Annotated in this window: 18 protein-coding genes; 5 read left to right on the top strand and 13 right to left on the bottom strand. The window is 66.3% G+C overall.

What is annotated here, in order from left to right:
* Positions 1-211 precede the first annotated feature (211 nt).
* On the top strand, positions 212-610 hold the full coding sequence (locus tag ACRCUN_RS28645) for a PH domain-containing protein (RefSeq protein ID WP_462145002.1): 399 nt from the start codon (positions 212-214) through the stop codon (positions 608-610).
* Between the two features lie 14 nt (positions 611-624).
* Here ACRCUN_RS28645 and ACRCUN_RS28640 read toward each other — a convergent pair whose 3' ends face one another.
* Positions 625-1,476, bottom strand: coding sequence for a DoxX family protein (locus ACRCUN_RS28640; protein WP_462145001.1), 852 nt, complete (start codon positions 1,474-1,476; stop codon positions 625-627).
* A gap of 135 nt (positions 1,477-1,611) precedes the next feature.
* On the opposite strand from ACRCUN_RS28640, the gene ACRCUN_RS28635 reads away from it, so the two are divergent.
* Entirely contained in the window at positions 1,612-2,733 is a 1,122-nt protein-coding gene (locus ACRCUN_RS28635) for a PQQ-dependent sugar dehydrogenase (protein ID WP_462145000.1), read from the top strand.
* Between the two features lie 131 nt (positions 2,734-2,864).
* A complete protein-coding gene (locus ACRCUN_RS28630) occupies positions 2,865-3,494 on the top strand; it encodes a TetR/AcrR family transcriptional regulator (RefSeq protein WP_462144999.1) in 630 nt (209 codons plus the stop codon).
* A 9-nt stretch (positions 3,495-3,503) separates the two neighbouring features.
* Here ACRCUN_RS28630 and gatB read toward each other — a convergent pair whose 3' ends face one another.
* A complete protein-coding gene (gene gatB / locus ACRCUN_RS28625) occupies positions 3,504-5,018 on the bottom strand; it encodes an Asp-tRNA(Asn)/Glu-tRNA(Gln) amidotransferase subunit GatB (protein WP_462144998.1) in 1,515 nt (504 codons plus the stop codon).
* Positions 5,019-5,033: 15 nt separating this feature from the next.
* Positions 5,034-5,513 carry a MarR family winged helix-turn-helix transcriptional regulator gene (locus ACRCUN_RS28620; protein ID WP_462144997.1) on the bottom strand — a complete coding sequence of 160 codons (480 nt, stop codon included), beginning with the start codon at positions 5,511-5,513 and terminating at the stop codon, positions 5,034-5,036.
* A gap of 74 nt (positions 5,514-5,587) precedes the next feature.
* Between ACRCUN_RS28620 and ACRCUN_RS28615 the strand changes: the two genes are divergently transcribed.
* Positions 5,588-6,280 carry an NAD(P)-dependent oxidoreductase gene (locus ACRCUN_RS28615; protein ID WP_462144996.1) on the top strand — a complete coding sequence of 231 codons (693 nt, stop codon included), beginning with the start codon at positions 5,588-5,590 and terminating at the stop codon, positions 6,278-6,280.
* 79 nt (positions 6,281-6,359) lie between these two features.
* Here ACRCUN_RS28615 and ACRCUN_RS28610 read toward each other — a convergent pair whose 3' ends face one another.
* From ACRCUN_RS28610 to gatC, 3 genes are all read right to left on the bottom strand, one after another.
* Positions 6,360-7,391: an ATP-dependent 6-phosphofructokinase gene (locus ACRCUN_RS28610; protein WP_067853986.1), complete on the bottom strand. Its 1,032-nt coding sequence runs from the start codon at positions 7,389-7,391 to the stop codon at positions 6,360-6,362.
* Between the two features lie 71 nt (positions 7,392-7,462).
* Positions 7,463-8,944: an Asp-tRNA(Asn)/Glu-tRNA(Gln) amidotransferase subunit GatA gene (gatA, locus tag ACRCUN_RS28605; RefSeq protein WP_462144995.1), complete on the bottom strand. Its 1,482-nt coding sequence runs from the start codon at positions 8,942-8,944 to the stop codon at positions 7,463-7,465.
* On the bottom strand, positions 8,941-9,240 hold the full coding sequence (gene gatC / locus ACRCUN_RS28600; RefSeq protein ID WP_462144994.1) for an Asp-tRNA(Asn)/Glu-tRNA(Gln) amidotransferase subunit GatC: 300 nt from the start codon (positions 9,238-9,240) through the stop codon (positions 8,941-8,943). Before gatC ends, gatA begins: the two co-directional genes overlap by 4 nt.
* 91 nt (positions 9,241-9,331) lie before the next feature.
* Between gatC and ACRCUN_RS28595 the strand changes: the two genes are divergently transcribed.
* Positions 9,332-9,991, top strand: coding sequence for an ACT domain-containing protein (locus ACRCUN_RS28595; RefSeq protein WP_462144993.1), 660 nt, complete (start codon positions 9,332-9,334; stop codon positions 9,989-9,991).
* Between the two features lie 7 nt (positions 9,992-9,998).
* Here ACRCUN_RS28595 and ACRCUN_RS28590 read toward each other — a convergent pair whose 3' ends face one another.
* The 7 genes from ACRCUN_RS28590 to ACRCUN_RS28560 are packed head-to-tail and all read right to left on the bottom strand — an operon-like array spanning position 9,999 to position 16,875.
* Complete coding sequence (locus ACRCUN_RS28590) at positions 9,999-11,207, bottom strand: hypothetical protein (protein WP_462144992.1); 1,209 nt, start codon at positions 11,205-11,207, stop codon at positions 9,999-10,001.
* Positions 11,204-12,271: a vWA domain-containing protein gene (locus ACRCUN_RS28585; protein WP_462144991.1), complete on the bottom strand. Its 1,068-nt coding sequence runs from the start codon at positions 12,269-12,271 to the stop codon at positions 11,204-11,206. Before ACRCUN_RS28585 ends, ACRCUN_RS28590 begins: the two co-directional genes overlap by 4 nt.
* Positions 12,268-13,359 (bottom strand): vWA domain-containing protein, encoded by a 1,092-nt coding sequence (locus ACRCUN_RS28580; protein WP_462144990.1) that lies wholly within the window; start codon positions 13,357-13,359, stop codon positions 12,268-12,270. Before ACRCUN_RS28580 ends, ACRCUN_RS28585 begins: the two co-directional genes overlap by 4 nt.
* Positions 13,350-13,826, bottom strand: coding sequence for a hypothetical protein (locus ACRCUN_RS28575; protein ID WP_462144989.1), 477 nt, complete (start codon positions 13,824-13,826; stop codon positions 13,350-13,352). Before ACRCUN_RS28575 ends, ACRCUN_RS28580 begins: the two co-directional genes overlap by 10 nt.
* Positions 13,813-14,688: a DUF58 domain-containing protein gene (locus ACRCUN_RS28570; RefSeq protein ID WP_462144988.1), complete on the bottom strand. Its 876-nt coding sequence runs from the start codon at positions 14,686-14,688 to the stop codon at positions 13,813-13,815. The genes ACRCUN_RS28575 and ACRCUN_RS28570 overlap by 14 nt, the downstream gene beginning before the upstream one ends.
* A gap of 6 nt (positions 14,689-14,694) precedes the next feature.
* A complete protein-coding gene (locus ACRCUN_RS28565) occupies positions 14,695-15,699 on the bottom strand; it encodes an AAA family ATPase (protein WP_462144987.1) in 1,005 nt (334 codons plus the stop codon).
* Between the two features lie 51 nt (positions 15,700-15,750).
* Positions 15,751-16,875, bottom strand: coding sequence for a hypothetical protein (locus tag ACRCUN_RS28560; protein WP_462144986.1), 1,125 nt, complete (start codon positions 16,873-16,875; stop codon positions 15,751-15,753).
* Positions 16,876-17,022 lie beyond the last annotated feature (147 nt).

Raw genomic sequence — 17,022 nt, 5'->3', positions numbered from 1 at the left:
CCCGTCAGCAGGCTGCTGTACGAGGGTGGCGCGTCGATGCTGTTGGCTATGCCCGGCAAAGGGCCAGCGCGGCATCAACGCGCCAACCAATTACTACGAGCAACTCCGGGGTCCGCATAACCGTTGACGGTAGCTGCCGCACTGGTCGAAGGTCAAATTCATAGGGGCCCACCTGGGCGGGCAGCAGGTGCGTCAGCCGACGGGTGCAAGGATGGAGGACGTGAGTGCACGATCCGCTACCGCCCCCGTCGTCCTCCGGATATCTCCCATGGCGCACTTTGCGGTCGGGTTTTTCGCACTCGGCCTGCTGGCACTGGTATTCACCGAACCCGAGTGGTTCGCCCCGCTTCTGGTCATTCCGATCGCGCTGTCCGTGGCGATCATCCGCTATCGCACCGTGGCCGATGAGGAAAAGGTGACCGCGCGAACGCTGCTCGGCAGTGAGACGGTGCCATGGGGTGACATCGAAGGGCTGCGGTTCGACCGCTCGTCGTGGGCGATCGCCCATCGCACAGACGGCTCTGACCTGCGCCTGCCCGGCGTCACCTTCGCAACGTTGCCGCTGCTGGCCGAGGTCAGCGGCGGGCGCGTGCCCAACCCGTACGCGTGAGCGACGGACGCTGTTCAGCCCAAGGGGTTGCCGCCGTTGAGCAGCACCCAGATGCCGATGCCTGCCCCGATTCCGAGCAGCAGCGCCACGAACGAACCGACGAAGGGACGCCGGGCCCAACCGCGTCCGGCGTCGAATCCGTAGCGTCCCGGACCGGTCAGGATGATCGCGGCGGTCGCGACGACCACGATGAGCCGGTATTCGTGTCCGTCGGTGAGGAACTCCGAGAGTCTGGCTTGCTCATGGGCGGCCATCGCCTCGGCCAGCACTCCGTTGATCAGGTACGCCAGCGCCCCGGCCGCGGCGATCGGCGTGAACAGGCCCAGAATCAGCAGCACGCCTGCCGCGATCTGCCCGACGGTGGCCACGTAGGTCACGATGTCGGCGTACTTGAAGCCCATCTCACCCAGTGAGGTGTTGAAACCGTCGAGACCGGGACCGCCCCACCACCCGAACGCCTTCTGCAGGCCGTGCAGGAGCAGTAGCCCGCCGACCGCCAGCCGCAGAATGAGCAGCCCGAGGTCCTGGGTGCCGCGCCGTCCGGCGGCGCGCACCCGATCGTCGATGACCTCGTCACGTTCGATCTCGGTCGGTTCGGCCGCGAAGGGCCCGAGGGGAGCGCGCGCGCCGGGCTGTATGTACGGCAGCGGCTCTGGATCGCCGACCATGCTGAATGCCGGTTGGTCGGGAGTTTTGGCCGAGTCGTACCGCGGTATGGCGGTGGTCTCGAAGTCGCCGCCGTACGTCGACGACGGTAGATCGTCTTCGGGGTCGACCAGGCTCGCCGCAGCGGGCCTGGCGGAATCGTTTGGCCCTGAATGATCAGGTCTCTGCCAAGCTAGCGGGTCCTGTGAGTGACTGGTCACGCTGCCAGGGTAAGTGCAAGTTCGTCGGTATCCGGGTATTTACCGCGGCGCTTCCGCCTGGTATTAGACCGCCTTCGCGACGGCACCGAGTCCCAGCGTGGCGCGCACCGCTGGGCAATCCGTAATCTGGCGAACATGAAATCGCGCGGGCGGATGACGAGGGTGGCCGCCATTCTGTGCGCCGCGATGCTGGTCGGGGTGGGATGTGCCCGGTTCGACGCCGCGCAATCCGAGCCGTTCACCACCGAACCCGAGATGCAGCCGGGGCCGACGTCGACACCGCCGCCCCCACCGCCGCTGCCCGCCAAGCCGTTCCCCAAGGAGTGCCCGGCACCCGGGGTCATGCAGGGCTGCCTGGATAGCACCAGCGGTTTGATCATGGGTCCCGACAGTCAGTCCGCACTGGTCGCCGAGCGGCTGACGGGTGCCGTGAAAGAGGTTTCGGTCCGGGCCGAACCGAAGGTCAAGACCGTGATCCCGGTCGATCCCTCGGGTGACGGCGGGTTGATGGACATCGTGCTGTCACCGACCTACTCGCAGGACCGGCTGATGTACGCCTACGTCAGCACCCCCACCGACAACCGCGTGGTCCGTATCGCCGACGGTGACGTGCCCAAGCCGATCCTGACCGGGATCCCGAAAGGCGCGACCGGAAACATGGGGTCGCTGATCTTCACGAGCCCCACCACCCTGCTGGTGCAGACCGGCGATGCGGGAAACCCGGCTCAGGCCGGCGATCCCGCGTCGATGGCGGGCAAAGTACTGCGCATCGAACAACCCACGACGGTCAACCAGGCGCCGATCACCACCGCGCTGAGCGGTATGGGAGCAGGCGGCGGCATGTGCATCGATCCCTCCGACGGCTCGCTCTACATCACCGACCGCACACCGACCGCGGACCGTCTGCAGCGCATGACCAAGGATTCGAAGGTCACGACGGTGTGGACATGGCCGGACCGTCCCGGCGTGGCCGGCTGCGCGGCGCTCGACGGCACCGTGCTCGTCAACCTCGTCAACACCAAGAAAACGGTCGCCGTGCGACTGGCGCCCGACACCGGTGCCGTCACGGGTGACCCTGAAGTGCTGCGGGAGAACGTCCGCGGGCACGCCTGGGCGTTGCAGCTCTCCCCCGACGGAAACGTCTGGGGCGCGACGGTGAACCGCACGGCAGGAGATGCCGAGAAACTCGACGACGTGGTGTTCCCACTCTTCCCACAGGGCGGCGGTTTCCCGCGGACCAACGCCGATAAGACCTGATACACAAGGCTTTTCAGATGATCGGGGCCGCCCGCCGCCGAGCGGCCGCAGCGAAGGCATCGTGACAGGATGGATGCAAATTGTCACGATCGTCGCACGCACCGAAATTGACATGACGTACTATTACCCGGGTGCCTGACCGCCAACGCCGCAGATATGCGCCGCGGCTACCGCGTGAGCAACGGCGCCAGCAACTGCTCGATGCGGCGTTGACCGTCCTTGATGATTGCCCTTTGCACGAGCTGAGCATGGAAGCCGTGGCCGAGGCGGCCGGCGTCGGCAAACCAGTCCTCTACACCGCTTTTCGGACGAGAGCCGAACTCGTCACCGCACTGCTCACCCGCGAGCACCGATACGGGATCGAGCAGGTACGCGCCGCGATGCCGGCGGATCTGTCGATAGCCGGACCCACGGGCGCCTACACCGCGACGGTCTCGGCCTTCCTCCGGTCGGTGCTGGAGAACCCGACCCGATGGCGGCTGATCCTGACGGTTCCCGACAACGCGCCGCGCGACTATCGCGCCGCGGTCCGCAATGCTCGCTCCCGGATCATCGCCCAGGCCGAGGAATTCGCGAAAGCCGGTACGGCCCTTGATCCGCGGCTGGCCGACCTCGACCCGGTGCTGCTCGGCCACACCATGCTGTCGTTCGCCGAGATGCTCGGCCGGCTCGCCGTCAACGACCCGGAGCGCTATCCGCGCGAGCGGCTCGAGCAGTACGCCGCCGTCGCGATGACCATGTTCGCCGGCCAGCCCCGCTGACCCGGCGCTCTATCCGGACTGGCCGCAGGCCGCGAGCACCAACTCACGAACCCGGGCCGCGTCGGCCGAACCCTTGGTGGCCTTCATGACCGCACCGACGATCGCGCCGGCCGCCTGCACCTTGCCGCCCCGGATCTTCTCGGCCACATCGGGATTGGCCGCGAGCGCATCGTCGACGGCGGCCTGGATCACCGAATCGTCGCGCACCAGTGCCAATCCGCGATCGGTCATCACCTGCTCGGGTTCCCCCTCACCGGCGAGTACACCTTCGACGACCTGGCGGGCCAACTTGTTCGACAGCTTGCCCTCGTCGACCAGCTTGACGACCGCTGCCACCTGAGCCGGCGTGATCGCGAGCGCCTCGAGTTCGACTCCCGCCTCGTTGGCCTTCTGCACGAGGAAGTTGCCCCACCAAGCGCGGGCCTGCTCGCTGGAGGCGCCGTGGGCGACGGTCGCTGCGACCAGGTCGATGGCACCGTTGTTGACCAGGTCGCGCATCACCTCGTCGGAGATCCCCCACTCCTCCTGAATCCGCTTGCGCGACAACCAGGGAAGCTCGGGGATCGTCTCGCGCAGCTGCTCGACCAGCTCGGCGCTCGGCGCGACGGGCTCCAGATCGGGCTCGGGGAAATACCGATAGTCCTGGGCCGTCTCTTTGCTGCGGCCCGGCGACGTGTAGCCGTCCTCGTGGAAGTGCCGCGTCTCCTGCGTGACCTTGCCGCCGGAATCGAGAACCGCTGCCTGACGGCGCATCTCGTATCGAACAGCGACCTCGACGCTACGCAGCGAGTTGACGTTCTTGGTCTCGGTGCGCGTGCCGAACTCGGCCGCGCCGACCGGCTTCAGTGAAAGGTTGGAGTCGCAGCGCATCGAGCCCTGATCCATGCGGACGTCGGAAACCCCCAAGGCACGCAAGAGGTCCCGCAGCGCGGTCACATAGGCGCGGGCGATCTCGGGCGCCCGGGCACCCGTCCCCTCGATCGGCTTGGTGACGATCTCGATCAACGGCACACCGGCACGGTTGTAGTCCGCGAGCGATGTCGTCGCGCCTGCGATCCGGCCGGTGTCGCTGCCGAGGTGGGTCAGCTTGCCGGTGTCCTCCTCCATGTGGGCACGCTCGATCTCGACCCGCCAGGTGGTGCCGTCGTCGAGCGGCACATCGAGGTAGCCGTTGATCGCGATGGGCTCGTCGTACTGCGATATCTGATAGTTCTTCGGCTGGTCCGGATAGAAGTAGTTCTTGCGGGCGAACCGGCCCCACGGCGCAATCTGGCAATTCAACGCCAGGCCGATCCGGATCGCCGATTCCACCGCCGCCTGGTTGAGTACCGGCAACGATCCGGGCAGCCCGAGGCACACGGGACAGACGAGTGTGTTGGGCTCGGCGCCGAACCGGTTGGCACAACCGCAGAACATCTTGGTGGCCGTCGACAGCTCGACATGCACCTCCATGCCCATCACGGGTTCGTAGCGCGCGATCACATCGTCGTAGTCAACGAGTTCAGCGGTGGAGGCAACGGTCATGCCGCAATTTTAGGATCAGCCCTCGGCCAGCTTGGGATGCACACCCGGGCTCAGCCCCAAGCCCGTCGACACCTGCTGCAACAGCGCCAGGAATGACGCCCGCTCATCCGCCGTCAGCACCGCGGTGACCTCGGCTTCCTGAGCCCGGCCGTGGGCGTCCAGATCAGGCAGAATTCGGCGGGCTTTGTCGGTCAGAGTGACGGCGAACGCCCGCCGATCTCCGGGGTGCGGCCTGCGGACCACCAAATCCTGCTCCTCGAGCTTGTCCACCACGTTGACCATCGCGTTGCGATGTATGCCCAGCCGGTCGGAGAGTTGCCGCTGCGACTGGCCATCCTCGGCACTCAAGGCCATCAGCACCGCATAAGTCCGCGGGCCCACACCATGCGGACGCAATCGCTGCACGAAGTCCTCGGCCAGGTAAACACCCAGCTGAGAGAGCAGGAACGGGATGCGCTGATGCAATTCGGCAATGCCGGTCGCCTCGTCGGCCATGGCTAGGACACTAGCCCGCTCCATAATTGTCACGTAGCGTGATTATCATAATTAGTGACTATCTAGGAGCGTCCATGAGAATCGTCATCTTCGGCGCCAACGGGCAGACCGGGCGCGTGCTGAGCCACCAAGCCATCGATGCCGGCCACACCGCGGTGGCAGTGACGCGCAACCCACGCGACTTCCCACTGTCCGACCGACATCTGTCGGTTGCGGGAGCCGACGTCCGAAACAGAGCGACGCTCAACGGCGTCTTGGACGGGGCCGATGCCGTGCTGTCGGCGTTGGGAGTGCCGTTCAGCAGACAGCCGATCGACACGTACTCGACGGGCGTGGCGAACATCGTGGCGTCGATGAAGCAGGCCGGCGTACGGCGTATCGCCGTGGTGAGCTCCACCGCCGTAGCGCACTACCCCGGCCGCACCGGCGCGCCATTCGCGCTACGGTTCTTCGAGCCCGTCATCAAGAACACGATCGGCAAGACGACCTACGACGATCAGCGGCGAATGGAGGAGATCGTGAGGGCGAGCGGGCTCGACTGGACCATCGTGCGGCCATCCGGGCTCTTCGATCTGCCCCATGTCACCGATTACATTGCCGGACAGGTCGATCCGGTCGGAATGTTCACGTCCCGCACCGACCTCGCACACTACCTGCTGACGCTGGCCGATCGGCCCGGCAAGTCCGACACCGTGACCGTCTCGACCGTCAACGACACGCCGACGCTGTGGCAGACGATCCGCCGAGAAGCGTTCAAGAGCGCGTGAGAGACGCCCGCGAGCAGACACAGAATCGCACTTTCGGACACCGATTCGCGCGAGTTCATGTCTGCTCGCGCAAGAGGATTCAGCCGAAGAACTCCACGGCATCGTCATAGCGGCTCTGCGGAACGAGCTTGAGCTGACGTGTCGCATCGGCGAGCGACACCCGCCCGATGTCCTGTCCACGCAGCGACACCATCATCCCGTACTCGCCTGCGTGCGCAGCGTCGGCGGCGTTCACGCCGAACCGGGTGGCCAGCACGCGGTCATAGGCCGTCGGCGTGCCACCGCGCTGGACATGCCCGAGCACGGTGACCCGCACGTCCTTCTTGATCCGCTTCTCGACTTCGAGCGCCAACTGCTGTGCGACACCGGTGAATTTCTCGTGCCCGAACTCGTCCATGCCACCCTGCCGCAGCTGCATGGTGCCCTCGGCAGGCTTGGCGCCCTCGGCAACCACGCAGATGAAATGTGACGAACCGTGCTGGAACCGCTTCTTGACCAGCCGGCACACCTCTTCGACGTCGAAAGGCTGCTCAGGGATCAGCGTCATATGCGCACCCGAGGCCAAACCGGCGTTCAGCGCGATCCAGCCGGCATGCCGGCCCATCACCTCGACGAGCATCACGCGCTGGTGCGACTCCGCGGTGCTGTGCAGCCGGTCAATGGCCTCGGTGGCGATCTGCAACGCTGTGTCGTGGCCGAATGTCACGTCCGTGCAATCGATGTCGTTGTCGATGGTCTTCGGAACCCCGACCACCGGGACGTTCTCCTCGGACAGCCAGTGGGCAGCCGTGAGCGTGCCCTCACCCCCGATCGGGATGAGCACGTCGATGCCGTTGTCCTCCAACGTCTGCTTGATCTGGTCCAGCCCGGCGCGCAGCTTGTCCGGGTTGACCCGCGCAGTGCCGAGGACCGTGCCGCCCTTGGCGAGCAGCCGGTCGTTGCGGTCGTCATTGGCCAGCTGGATTCGGCGGTCCTCCAGGAGACCGCGCCAACCGTCGAGGAACCCGACGACGGACGATCCGTACCGCTGGTCGCATGTGCGCACCACCGCCCGGATCACCGCGTTCAGGCCAGGACAGTCACCACCGCCGGTGAGAACTCCTATCCGCATGACCTCTATCTTGCCCGCCCTCGAACCCCCGCGCCGTACGTAGGGGCGTTCGAGACGCTATCGATTCCGACTTACAGCGCGCTCGGCAGCGGGCCGCGCGCCGCTTCGTATGCGGCACCGACGCGGTACAGGCGGTCGTCGGCCAGTGCCGGTGCCATGATCTGCAAGCCAACGGGAAGGCCATCGTCGGGCGAGAGCCCCGACGGAACCGACATGCCGCAGTGCCCGGCCAGGTTCAGCGGCAGCGTGCACAGGTCGAACAGATACATGGCCAACGGATCGTCGACCTTCTCCCCCAGCGCGAACGCCGTGGTCGGGGTCGCGGGCGACACCAGCACGTCAACGCTTTCGTAGGCCCGGTCCAGATCGCGCGCGATGAGCGTGCGTACCTTCTGCGCCTGGTTGTAGTAGGCGTCGTAATAGCCGGCCGACAACGCGTATGTGCCAATCATGATGCGGCGCTTGACTTCCGGTCCGAACCCTGCCGCCCGCGTCAATGCCATGACCTCTTCGGCGCTGTGGGTACCGTCGTCACCGACGCGCAGGCCGAAGCGCATCGCGTCGAAGCGGGCGAGGTTGCTCGACACCTCCGAGGGCAGGATGAGGTAATAGGCCGCCATCGCGTGGTCGAAGTGCGGGCAGTCCACCTCGGTGACTTCGGCGCCCAGCGCGGTGAGCTGCTCGACCGCGCCGTTGAACGACTCGAGTACGCCCGGTTGGTAACCCTCACCGCGCAACTGCTTGACGACGCCGACCCGGACGCCCTTGAGGTCGCCCGACGCGCCCGCCTTGGCTGCCGCGACCACATCGGGCACGGCGGCCTCGACCGACGTGGAATCTCGCGGGTCGTGACCGGCGATCACGGCGTGCAGCAGCGCGGTGTCGAGCACCGTACGCGCGCACGGTCCGCCCTGATCCAGCGACGACGCGCACGCGATCAACCCATAGCGCGACACCGTGCCGTAGGTCGGTTTGACGCCGACGGTCGCGGTGAGTGCGGCGGGTTGGCGGATGGACCCGCCGGTGTCGGAACCGATCGCCAGCGGCGCCTGGTAGGCCGCCAGCGCGGCGGCACTGCCACCGCCCGACCCACCGGGCACCCGCTCGGTGTTCCACGGGTTGCGCGTCGGGCCGTACGCCGAGTTCTCCGTCGACGAGCCCATCGCGAACTCGTCCATGTTGGTCTTGCCGAGGATCGGGATCCCGGCTGCCCGCAACTTTGCGGTGACAGTGGCGTCGTAGGGCGAGCGCCAGCCTTCGAGGATCTTCGACCCACAGGTGGTCGGCATGTCCGTGGTGGTGAAGACGTCCTTGAGCGCCAACGGCACGCCGGCCAGCGGCGACGGCAGCTGTTCACCGGCCGCGACCGCGGCGTCGATGCGGCCCGCCTCGGCGAGCGCCGCATCGGCGGCCACGTGCAAGAAAGCGTTGAACCGGTCGTCGGTGGACGAGATCTGGTCCAGATGAGCCTGAGTGACCTCCGTGGAAGACACTTCCTTGGCCGCGATCTGTGCGGCCAATGTGGCTGCGTCCTGACGAATCAGCTCGGTCATTCTGCCTCTCCCAGAATCCGCGGCACCGCGAAACGCCCGTCAACCGCATTCGGTGCTGCTGCCAGGGCTTCGTCCTGGGACAGACACGGCTCGACGGTGTCCGGCCGGCTCACGTTGACGTCCTTCAGCGGGTTGTCCGTGGGTTCGACGCCGGTGACGTCCACGGACTGAATCTGGCTGACGTGGCCCAGGATGGCGTCCAACTGGCCGGCGAAACTGTCCAGCTCGTTATCGGTCAACGCCAGCCGCGCCAGGCGCGCGAGGTGGGCAACCTCGTCTCGGGAGATCTGCGACACGACAAAGCAGCCTAGTCAAGCCGTGTAGACCGGGATCGGGCGGCAGGTGCCCGTCATGCCAGGGCGCCTGCCCTGTGCGACAGTGTTGCGCGTGCCTTCGTATCTGCTGCGCGTTCAACTGGAGGATCGGCCGGGCAGCCTCGGCTCCCTCGCGGTCGCGCTCGGCTCGGTAGGCGCCGACATCCTTTCGCTCGACGTCGTCGAACGCGGTGCGGGTTACGCCATCGACGATCTGGTGGTCGAGCTTCCGGCCGGTTCGATGCCCGACACCTTGATCACGGCGGCTGAGAATCTGTCCGGCGTCTACGTCGACAGCATTCGCCCGCATACGGGACTGCTGGAGGCGCACCGCGAACTCGAGCTGATCGACCACATCGCCGCCGCGCACACCAAGCCCGCCCGGCTTCAGGTTCTCGCCGAGGAAGCGCCACGGGTACTGCGCGTCGGCTGGTGCACGGTCGTCCACTCTTCCGGCAACGGCGTGGCGCGGGTCGCCGCCAGTCACAGCGCACCCGAAACGCAGGCAGAATTCGCACCGTGGCTGCCGTTGCGGACAGCGGCCGCACTCGACGCCACTGCGGACTGGGTGCCGCAGGTGTGGCGCGACATGGACACCACGCTGGCGGCCGCGCCGCTGGGCGATCACGACACCGCGGTGATGCTGGGCCGGCCAGGCGGTCCGGGTTTCCGGCCTTCGGAGGTCGCGCGGTTGGGCTACCTCGCCGGGATCGTGGCGACCATCCTCCGCTGACGGCGGATCACTCCCGGTTCTCGCCGTGCGCGTTGGCGTTGTCGAGCAGGTCCTTCAGCTGATCGAGCGGCTCGCCCCTACCGACGCCCAGCTTCTGGCCAGGTGCGCTGCCGCCTCCGACGCTCGGCAACCGGTCCGGGCTGACCGGGTTGAGCACATCCGGTCCGCCGCCCTCGGGACCGACGACCGGGGCATCTCCCCCGGCCGCCGTCGGCGGTGTCGGCATGTTCGGTCCGGGACCGGGCGTCATCGTGGGCTCGGGCGCCTGCGGCGACGGCATGTTCGGCCCAGGCCCAGGGGGTGGCGCCGCGCCGGGAGCCTGACCGGAGCCGTCGGGCGCTTGTCCCGGCGATGGCGCGCCGTCCGGCGCCTGACCGGCCGACGGCGGGCCACCGGGCGCCTGCCCTTGTGACGGTTGCCCACCCGGGGTTTCACCTTGCGACGGTGAAGCACCCGGCGATTGGCCGTCCGAGGGTGATGCGCCCGGCGACGGCGAAGGAGACCCACCGCCACCCAGACCCGGCAACGGCGGCGCCGAGGTCGGGGTCAGTGACGTCGGAGGAGGCGGCGGCGTGATGGTCTGCGGTGGAGACGGCGGTGGCGGAGTTGGCCGGTCCAGGTTCCGCAGCTTCTGCTCCAGGCGGGGCAACGCTTCGGCCCGGATGGCGCGGCGGTCTTCATTGGCGTCGTCATTGCCTTCGAAACACTGTGCCGGGGCATCGTTGACCACCCCGATCGCGCTCCGGTACCACTTCTCGGCCGCCGGCTTGTCATTGCTGCGAGTGGCTATGTCGCCCAACGTTTCTTGCACCAACTCCAGATTCACCCGCACCGGGCAGGACGCCTCGGCGTCAGTCCGCGACAAGGATTCCTGGAACCGCGCCTCGGCATCGGCGAGCCGGCCCTCCAGGACCATGAGGTCGCCGGTGGCGAACGACGTCTTGGCCGGATCGATCACGTCGACGAACTCCAGGACCGAGATGTCGCCACGCAATGCGTCGATGTCGTGGCGGTCGAAATCCGATATCGCCGAATTGCCCGCGATCACGACGCTGATCATCTTCGCGGCGACCGCCAACAGCACGATGAGCACCGGAGTCGAATAGAGGTAGAGCCGCCGCCGTAGTCGCAGCCGCGACGGCCCGGACCGGAACGCGGTGCGGATCCGCCGGAACGCCTCGTTCACCGCTGCCGCGGGGGCCTGCTTCAGCATCATGCGGTTACGTCCTTGCGCGACATCCGGTTCCGCCTGAACTCGCGGATGGTCAAGGCGATCTCGACGAGCACCAAGATGGCCGCCAGCATCGTGAACACCCAGAACAGTTCGCGCCGCTCGACGAACTTGGATGCCTTGACCGCGTTTTCGTCGTCAGCGGAGCTCGTGGACAGATCCACCGCAGGGAGCACCGCGGTGATCGGCTGTCCGGCTTCGCGATGGAAGTACGGAACCCCCAGTTCCTCGGCGATCTCCTTGAGCTTCGACTCGTCGAGAACTGAGTTGAGCGCTGCGCCGGTGCCCGGATCACTCTGGTACACCTTGGTGCCGTCCACCCAGCCCTGCGGTATCGGGCCGCCGGCCGTGGTGCCGTAGCCCAGCACCGCCCCACCGGTGACGGCACCGTCGGGCAGGTCGAACGGTGCGTCGTCCACCCGGCTTCCGCCACCCCCCTCCCCGAGATAGAACACCAGGCTCTTGGAATCCGGGAAGCGGGTGGCGGCCGCCTCAAGTTGCTTTTTCAGGATGTCTCTGGCGGCGGTCGGGTCGGTTTGGTACATCGCGTCCGGTGCGACCAACGTGTACGGCGACAAGCCGTGCACCATTGAGTTAAGGCTCCACGAATCATCGGACAGCGGCCAGTCGAGCGCGGCCTTGGAGGCGAAGGAGATCACGCCGAATCGCGCCCGGGGATACTCGTTGATCAGCGACTCGATGTCGGCTCGGATGCCGGTCATGCGAGTTTCGCGGTCACCGAAGTCCTCCACCCGCGAGTTCACCGAACGGTCCACGAGAAAGAAGACGTTGAGATTCGGGTCTACCGCCAACGTGCCCTGAGGCTGCTCCGGCTGTTCCCCGTCGTCCAGGTCGAATCCGGGCCGCGCGGCGGCGAACACGAGCATCAGCACCGCAAGGGTGAGGCCGCACCAACGCAGCACGACACGGCGATACTGGCCGGTTCCGGTACGCACGAGCACCCGGTACAACGCGAACATCCGGATGACGATCAGCACGATGCCGATCACGAACAGCAGCATCGGGGACAGGATCGGGTCGAAGGTCATCGACGCAGCACCGCCAACGACACGCACAGCAGAACCGCGGCCACCACCGCCGCGAGAAGCGCATCGCGCGGCGCGTCCCACGATTCGCTGGTCACCACACGCCCGCTCGACAACACGACTTGCGGTGGGTTGTCGCGAATCTCGTCGAGCAACCGCGTGAGCGTGGCGTCCGCGCCAGCGTCGGTCTGCGCGGTGCCAGCCGGGTTGTAGAGCGAGAATTTCCCACCCGTGGCTTCGGAAATGGACTGCAGGCGGTTATTGGCCTCGGGTGAGCTCTCGGCCACATCCGATCGCGAGATGGCGTTGATCTGGACACCGGCCTTCGTCGCCATGTCCTTGATCGCCTGTTCGGTGTAGAGCTGGGCCCGCTGCTCGTCGGGTGACCGGAATGCGCTGTACCCGATGTACACCAGCGATCTGCGGTGCTGGCTTTTGCCTTCGAAAGACGGGAAACCCGTCAGGCACAGGGCCAGGATGTCCTCCACGCTGCGGGCATAGTCGACGTAGGTGATCGACTGGGCGAACTTTTCGATCCCGGTCTGAAGTTCGGCGCGATCGGCGTCAGAAACGTCGCGGTTCGTGTCCAGATCCTGTTGAATCCGAGCCATTTTCGCGAAGTACTCGAACCGCTCGGCAGCGTACTCGTGGTCGCGGGTCAGCGGCACCACCCGCAGGCTCGACGATGTCAGCCCGATCCGCTGGGTGTCGAATGATTTCGCCTGCTGCGCGTAGTAGTTGAGGAAGTTGGCGGTGGTCGGGTCGGTGACCGGCTCACCCACACACAGCATGATGTCTTCGGGGTGTTCGGTGTCGAATTCCTTCGTCGTGGTCGACGCGCCGATGGGGCGTGCGCTCGCGGTGAGAGCCGCGGCGAACGTGGCCAACAACAGAACCCCAGTGATGATCATCGACAGGAAATAGATCCGGTAGACCCGTGCGTACTCGGGCAACCGCGTGAGCCGGTCGACGTGCGCCAACGGCCGCAGCACCCGCTCGACCTTCGCCATCGGCAGCAGCGCGGCGGCGGCGACGGCCGCCAGCAGGCACACCACGCCGGCGATGATCACCGGCCACCATTTCAGGTCCATGACCGGATCAACTCCTCGGCGGACCGGCCCAGCGCCACCATGTCGGCCCGCGCACCGCGGTTGAACTGAACATCGTTGAGCGCGTGCAACAGTGGTCCTGCGGCACCGAGTTCGCCCGCTGCGATGTCGCCGGCGTGGAGATACTGGGCGCGCACTCCGGTGGCGACGAAGAGAAAGCTGCGCAGTGTGCGGCTGACGTTGGCACCGGCCTGTTGCGGCGAAAGGCCGCCGGCCAAGAACTGCTCGTTCGTGCGTCGAACGGTACGAGCGAACCGTTGCCGGACCAGCTTGCCGTGCAGAATGCCGATCACCGGGATGGTGCGCAGCCGCGCCGGAGACAGGGTCCACACGTAGACGCCGACACACCAGGCGATGACGAGACCGATCAGCAACAGCCCGAACCACAACCACCACATCGAGAACGGCAACGGCCCGCCGACGAACCGCAGCAGGTCATCGGACGGCATTGCTGAACACCTCGTTCATTTCGACGATGCGGTCGCGGATCTCGACGCTGCTTCCGATCCGCGCGAAGGAGATCTCGTGCGAGGCGAGGAAGTCGTCGAGCTGAGCGACGCGAGCCTGTTCGGCGGCTCGGTAGGCGGCCACGACGCGCGGCCCCAAGGTGGCACCGTTGAGCACGAACCGCCCGGTGGCCACATCGAACCCGTCGTGTTCACCATCGTCGGCGCCAACGGCCGGCATGTCGGTGACCATCAACCAGATCATTTCGTGTTGCCCGACAAGCTGTTTGAGTACCTCGTCGAGCCGGGGACTGACATCGGGTTCGTCGGAGACGACGATGAGCAGCAACCGGCGCCGATGCGCGCGGGCCACGAACTCGAGCTGGCTGACGATATCTGTCGTACCGACCTCGCCGAAGCTGTGGCCGTAGTAATGCTCGAGCATGCTTTCGATATGGGTTTCGCCGCGCCGGTTGCGGATGTTGGCCGAACCCCTCGAATCGCCGTAGACCATGCCGACTTCGTCGCTGCGGCCCGTCGCGATCAGGCCGATGGCACCCATCACGTTGGTCGCGACTTCGCGTTTCACCTCGCCGGCCGGCGTCAGGGCCGACATGTTACGGCCGGCGTCGGCGACGAGCAGGATCTTGTGATGGCGCTCGGACACGAACCGCTTGATCAGCACCGAACCCGCGCGCGCGGATGCCTTCCAGTCGATGTCGCGGACATCGTCGCCGGCCACATACGGCCGAAGGTCGTCGAGTTCCAGTGTCCTGGTGTGAAGTAGCGCGTACCGACCGCCCTCCAGCAGGCCCCTGGCATCCGTACCGAAGTACTGCTTGGCGCGATTGAGGTACTTGCCCATGTCCGGTCAGGGCACTCGAACCGACTGCAACACCGCGTCGATGATCGTTTCGGACGTGACATTGAGCCGGGCCGCCTCGAAACCCAGGATCAGCCGGTGCCGCAGCACCCGGTGGGCCAGCTTCTGGATGTCGTCCGGCAAGACGTGATTGCGGCCCTGGAGAACGGCCAGCGCCCGCGCCGCGCGGCTGAAGGCGATGCTGGCCCGGGGGCTGGCGCCGTACTGCACGAGTTTCGCCATTTGGGGTGGCAGGAACTGCTGCGGGTTGCGGGTGACGTTGATGAGCTGAGTGATGTAGTGCACCAGCACCGGATCCAGATGGACGCTGCGCACCACATTCTGCAGTCGCCTCATATCGTCCAGGCCGACAACGGGTCTCGGCTTCTCACTGCGATCGTAGACACCGGCGTCGATCCGGAAGATGACCTCGGCTTCCTCCTGCGGCGTCGGGTACCGCAGCACCTCTTTCAGCATGAACCGGTCGGTCTGCGCCTCCGAGAGCGGATAGGTGCCCTCCTGGTCGACCGGGTTCTGGGTGGCGATGACCACGAACGGCTCGGGTATCGGGTACAGCTTGCCTGCGATGGTCGTCTGGCGCTCCTCCATCGCCTCGAGCATGGCGCTCTGCGTTTTCGCGCTGGAGCGGTTGATCTCGTCGAGCAGGACGATGTTGGTGTGCACCGGTCCCAATTGGGTGACGAACTGGCCCGACGACGAGTCATATATCTGGGTGCCGATGATGTCGCTGGGCAGCAAGTCGGGCGTGCACTGAATACGTTGGAACCCGCCGGATATCGAATCGGCCACCACCCGGGCGGCCGTCGTCTTGGCAAGCCCCGGAACGCTTTCCAGCAGAATGTGGCCGCCGGTGAGCACCCCGATCAGTAGCGACTCGCGCAGGTTTTCCTGCCCGACGACTTTGCTGGAGAACACCTGGCCGATCGCGTTGACGATGCGATGAGCGTTCGCCATTTCATGCTGGTTCGGTTGAACACGCGCAGCTGTCGTCATGTATTCACTTTCGGTGCATGGTCGGACCCGCCGAATGGCGCTGACTGACGCTCAGTTCAACTTGACTGTTGGTGGGGTTTGGTTGAGATCGGCGTCCCCGTAGAGGGAGAAGGGCTCCGTCCCGGTCAGCCGGGCGCCGTCGCGACCCTGCACCGAGTAGCCGAAACTGCCCGACATCGAGATGTTGGCCGACATCGAATAGTCCGAGAACGAAATCTGGGCGTCATCGGCACTCGGCGCCTGCCACTCGACCGTGCCGTCGACCGCTCCGTACTCGTACAGACTCTGCGGGCAGTTCGGGGGCGACAGTTCGCGTGACCGCGCGCATCCGTCCAGTAGGCCTTTGATACTCGCGACGATCTCCTGGTGGGCCGAATCGCTCAGCTTGAACGTGGGTCGCATCGTCGAGTAGCCGCGCAACGCATCCAGCAGCACTGGCTCGCCGTCAACGGCGAGATTCTTGTTGTTGGAACCCCATTCGATGAAGCCAGGAAACACATAGACCACCGATGCGCCGACCGGTTTACCGAAGGCCGTCAGGCTGCTAGTCGCTTTGCTCGCCGACTGGGTGGAGAAATCCAGCCGTACCGCGGCGGAATCGAGCTTCCACCTGTCGCCCGCCTTCTTCATCGAAAAAGTGGTGTCGGAGACCTGATCACCGAAATTCGCCGTCACGTGTACCTGGGCATAACCGATGTCGCTGCTCTTCGAATCATCACCCAGAATCCGGATGTTCGAAATCGGCATCTTCTCGATCTGCTGCTTGAGGATCTCATCGGTCAGCAGTTCCTTGGACGCGGGTTGGTCGCGCCCAAAACTCAATGCCGCTTCCGCGTCGCCCTTGGCCAGCGCCTCGAGGTAGCCCTGCACCGTCGCACCCGCGGAATCGCTGGACCCGCCACTGCCCCCGCCGCCGGTCAAGGCGATCACCCCGACCACCACGATCACCAGCAGCACCGCGACGCCCGCGCCGATGGTGACCAGGAGGGCCTTGCGGTTACGCCGCGGACCACCCGGCGCGGGCTCGAAGCCACCGAACTGAGACCCGAACTGGGGTCCCGGCTGTTGCTGCGGATCGCCAGACCAGCCCTGCTGGCCGGGTGGACCCCAGGCCGGTGGCTGCTGGGGTGACCACTGCTGCGGCGGCGGTTGCTGTGGCGGCCCTGGCGGGGGCACCGGCGGCGGGGCACCCCATCCACCGGGCGGGTTGGCACCCCCCTGACCACCCGAACCGCCAATCGGGCTGGGGCCTCCGTAGCCCTGTCCTCCTGGCCAATTCGTCACAGCAGAACCCCCAACCGTGGCCAGTGCCTCACCGGCAAA

The sequence above is a fragment of the Mycobacterium venezuelense genome (assembly GCF_054919535.1).
This window is presented reverse-complemented; position numbering and strand designations above follow the sequence as displayed.